We start from the raw sequence: 2,325 nt of genomic DNA, 5'->3' as shown, positions 1-2,325 counted from the left end.
CGAGTGCGGGAAGTTGCTAGCCCAGGCCAAGGAGACGGTCCCGCACGGCGGCTGGGATGCTTGGCTCCGGCTGAACACCACCGTCTCACCCAGGACGGCACAGCTCTACATGCGGATCGCCCGGCACGTCGAAGGCGACTCTGCAAAAGCGCAACGCGTTGCGGGTTTGAGCGTGCGCGAGGCCGCCGCCGAGGCGACCGGACCGAAGCGGGCTACTGCATCTTGGAAACCCCTGTCGCCCGAGGCCGAGCATGACTTCACCGAGCTGAAGCAGGTCTGGGACGAGGCGAAGGACAATCCCGATTGGCAGGAGGGGGCGGCCCGCGAGCTATTCCGCATCGGCTACATCACCAAGCCGCAGCGGAACGACATCATCCGGGGCGTCTGGGCAAAGCACTATGCCCACCTGACCGACGCCGATCGGAAGGAAGCTGCGAAGCGCGCGGCCGAGATGCTGGTTGAAAGGATTCCGCGGGAAACGCTGCTCAAACTCATCCCCCGGCTCAAGCACGTGCCAGCCAGCGATATCGCGATCGCAATGGGAGACGTTCAAGAGGATCGGAGGAGCCGGGCGGCGGAAGGTTTGGCCTAACCGTCCGATGATCAAATGCCGACGCTGGCCGCGCCGGCTTCAGCCGCCTGCTTGACGGTCGCACCTTTGCGAAGGGCTGCAGCTATCGCGGCCGAAGCTGTGTCGATTGCCTCAGCCCGTTCGTCGCCGAAGTCACGCGTGCTGTTCGTGCCGGCGCTCGGCCGTGCGTGGTAGTTATCCGGGTAGCTGTTGCCCATTCGTGTCTTCAGCATGATCGTGGCGGCGCGATAATCGGCGTCGAAATTTCTGCTCTTGTCTGCCGATCGATCTTCATGTGCTCCAGCTTCACGAACTCGCGGCATAGCGGAGCCTTCTCGCCGCTGGCCCTTGCCGAAAAAGAACTGTATTATTCTGGAGATTAGCCAAACGATCGTGTTCATCGAGGCGTCCTGATCGGGCAGCAGCGGACGCGCCCCGTCAAAACGATCAACGCATCCCGGCGGCCTTCGGACTCAGGGGTGCCACCATGACGCCTTCCAATCGGCAGCTCACTCCATCTGACCGCGGTCTTCGTGATCGTCTCCAGCTTGCTGGTCCATCGCTGATCTCCGTCGCCGACAGGTCAACTGTTCGCAGTCGGATAGTGCTGTGATCATCCACAGGGGATCGCTATGGTTAACGAAGCCTTGCACGCGAGGGTCGCTGGCGCTGGGCCGACCTGCCCGCGGACCGTCCCATCCCGCCTCAGTGGGTGCTTCCTCAGCGTCCAGATCCGAACGCCGACCGGCAAGGGAATGCCGCCATCACGCTCATCGTTCTGGTGGCAATCCTAGCCTTGTTCGCTCCGATCGAGGACGGCACACTCGTCGGTGTCGTTGTGGCCCTATTTGGATTCGGACCAGTCAGCCCTGCCGGTTGGACATCCACCGCGACATGAACCGCACCGGCCGGACGACATTGCCACCGTCCTGACCTGCCCGCTCATCCTCCGGCAGCAGCGATGCTATCAACTGCAGCAGATCATCCCGCTCCTGCCCACGGAACAGCACCAGGAACGAGCCGAGGTCTAGCTCAACCTCCGGCAACTCGTCACTGGGACGGTGGAGCACATAGGGCTGGCCCGTCTTCAGATCTCGCGATAGCGCATAGCGGTCTCCGCGCGGACCGACATGAAACTCCTTAGCCACTCGTGGCGCTTGCTCAATCATGACGCACTCAACGCATGCCGTGAAACCTGATCAGAAACTTCACATAGGGCGCGCAATGGTTCACTAACATACGGCAAAACTGCTGTATGCGGACAGGAGCGCAACCCGGGAAGAGCGTAGCCACGTAGCAGCTCGGATGACGCGGGAAAGCCGAGCAGTTGCCAATAGGATGACGGCGAGCGGTCAGACGGCCTCAACGGCAATCAGTTGGACGCACCCGTTGCGAGGATTGGATCAGGATCGGGTTGTAGGATGGCGCTCACGCGCGAACCGCACCCGGTCAAAATTCTGGCGCAGGCACCGCAACCCCTCAAAAACCCAGGTCGGCGGATATACCCTCCGCCAACGAGGCGGAAAAACACCGCAGTATCAGAGCGTTAGTTTTCGACTGGGTTTGCTACCCACATCGCTCCCCACGATCACGGGCGTTTCTAACTCGATTTGGTGCCCGCCCTACTGCTTTGGCTTCTGGCTCGGCGGAGCCGACTGATCGGTCTGCGGCTCCATCTTGGACGAGTCCGCCTTCGTGGGCGTGTTGTTCTCGGCCTTCTTGTCGTCGCAGCCAGCCACGCCGATGGCGAGCAG

Annotated in this window: 3 protein-coding genes; 1 reads left to right on the top strand and 2 read right to left on the bottom strand. The window is 61.9% G+C overall.

All coding sequences use genetic code 11. The features are described 5' to 3' along the window. The first annotated feature begins 13 nt into the window (after positions 1 to 13). Positions 14 to 592 carry a DUF3102 domain-containing protein gene (locus tag MKK75_RS08200; protein ID WP_279593696.1) on the top strand — a complete coding sequence of 193 codons (579 nt, stop codon included), beginning with the start codon at positions 14 to 16 and terminating at the stop codon, positions 590 to 592. Between the two features lie 11 nt (positions 593 to 603). Here MKK75_RS08200 and MKK75_RS08195 read toward each other — a convergent pair whose 3' ends face one another. Together MKK75_RS08195 and MKK75_RS08190 are read right to left on the bottom strand one after the other, a co-directional pair. Beyond that, positions 604 to 972, bottom strand: coding sequence for a hypothetical protein (locus MKK75_RS08195; RefSeq protein WP_244042102.1), 369 nt, complete (start codon positions 970 to 972; stop codon positions 604 to 606). A 462-nt stretch (positions 973 to 1,434) separates the two neighbouring features. Then, positions 1,435 to 1,740 carry a hypothetical protein gene (locus MKK75_RS08190; RefSeq protein ID WP_244042101.1) on the bottom strand — a complete coding sequence of 102 codons (306 nt, stop codon included), beginning with the start codon at positions 1,738 to 1,740 and terminating at the stop codon, positions 1,435 to 1,437. Positions 1,741 to 2,325: the final 585 nt, after the last annotated feature.

It is taken from the genome of Methylobacterium sp. J-030 (assembly GCF_022829545.1).
Classification (GTDB): Bacteria; Pseudomonadota; Alphaproteobacteria; order Rhizobiales; family Beijerinckiaceae; genus Methylobacterium.
Note: the sequence above shows the minus strand (reverse complement) of the source record. Positions and strands in the feature narration are given on the sequence as shown.

Coding starts and splice junctions, on each gene's coding strand:
- MKK75_RS08190 (WP_244042101.1), bottom strand. CDS start 1,740: ATGATTGAGCAAGCGCCACGAGTGGCTAAGGAGTTTCATGTCGGTCCG.
- MKK75_RS08195 (WP_244042102.1), bottom strand. CDS start 972: ATGAACACGATCGTTTGGCTAATCTCCAGAATAATACAGTTCTTTTTC.